The organism is Ureibacillus galli (assembly GCF_014836845.1).
Lineage (GTDB): Bacteria > Bacillota > Bacilli > Bacillales_A > Planococcaceae > Ureibacillus > Ureibacillus galli.
In genome coordinates this window covers 1-1,547 of sequence record NZ_JACSQA010000070.1, presented here as the reverse complement: position 1 = coordinate 1,547, position 1,547 = coordinate 1, and the positions used below count along the sequence as shown (strand labels likewise).

Genomic DNA, 1,547 nt, shown 5'->3' with positions numbered 1-1,547 from the left:
AAATAAGCCTTCCTCTTTAAAATTGGAAGGTTTTGTTTTATGTGCTTAGATATACTTTTTAATCCTCGTTTTGGAAGGTTACTTTCCTTTTTAGTAGGGCATAAATCCAATGTAAAAGCTTATTAGCACAAGCAATTATTGCTACTCTAAAAGGTTTTCCTTCTTCGCGTTTTTTATCGTAGAACTCTCTTAATTTCTTGTTTCTAGGGAGTATTTCATCACTTGTTTTTTGCTTGCGTGCATCTCTTATACCGCATTGTACAGCCATAAACAATGCTTGCCTTAACCTGCTAGAACCTCTTTTGGTTATGCGATTTATGGAAGCAGTAAATCTACCTGAAGAGTAAACGCTAGGATCTATTCCAGCGAATGCTACTAGCTTTTTAGGATGATTAAACCGCTCTATCTCTCCAATTTCAGAGATGATTGTTGCCGCAATCTTTTCTCCAACACCAGGGATAGACTGGATTATCTCATATTCTTTAATTTCTTTAGCGAGAGCATCTATTTCTGCTGCTAACTTTGATAGATGCTCTTGATATTGAAGAACAATGTTAATAAACATTCTTAGGTTAAAGATATGGCTTTGGTACAAGTTGTTTTGAAATGGATTACGTAATGCAGCTTCTCTCAATTTAATTGCTTTTTCTTTTGCCCATTTTTCTGAACGGGTTGTACATAATTCCGCAATTTTATTAGTAAGATCTGATTCGCTAACACTTAAAACCTCTTTGGAGGTTGGGAAGATTGATAGAATCTGTAACGAAATTTTTGAATAGAGATTCCCAAAGACACCTCTATATTCAGGGAAAACCTGATCTAAAATGGATTGTAGCTGTAATTTTGTTTGTGCAGCTGTGCTTGATACTGTTTCTTGTTGTCTAGTGAGATTACGAAGATTTAAGAGTTGTATGCCTCTTTTCTTATATGGTTCTAACTCTTCCTTGTAATACAGCTCACATAGATGATAGGCATCAATGGCATCAGTCTTTACCTTGCGTAAATTTGTACTTCTAGCTCGATGAGAGACAAGTGGGTTTACAATAATATAGACGTATTGTTGCTCCTCCAAAAATTGAATGACAGGAATATGATATTGACCTGTAGATTCTAAAATAACCGAAGGTTGCTTACCATCAGCTAATTTCTCTATATCTCTTAGAAATTCTAATAAACTATCTAAACCTTCAAGAGTATGTTTAATACTAAAGCTCTTACGATATGGTTTGCCTTTATCTAAAAAGGCTTGCACCTGACTTTCTCCTTTTGAAACATCCAGACCTACGACTGGATTCATAATTAAATCTCCTCCTAAAGAAAACTAAATTCGTCGGTAACCCCTAAAGCTGCTTGTAATGTCATAGGTTCGCTTGTTAAACGGGATCCTTGTCCCAACCAGCTCGAAACATGTTTATACAAGTAGGGGGTGAACAGTTTTGTTGACGGGATTAAGTCCCACGGGCCAGACGTTCTACCCCGACTACCGTTATAATAAGACCTAAACGAAAAAGGTCAACCAGAAAAATCTGGCTAACCTCATATTACGA

General features: G+C 36.3%; 1 protein-coding gene. It reads right to left on the bottom strand.

Features of this window, described 5'->3' with window-relative positions; translation table 11 throughout:
• Window positions 1–58 precede the first annotated feature (58 nt).
• The gene (locus H9636_RS18915; RefSeq protein ID WP_191709098.1) at window positions 59–1,297 is read right to left on the bottom strand and encodes an IS110 family RNA-guided transposase; all 1,239 of its coding nucleotides are present in this window, start codon (window positions 1,295–1,297) and stop codon (window positions 59–61) included.
• Window positions 1,298–1,547 lie beyond the last annotated feature (250 nt).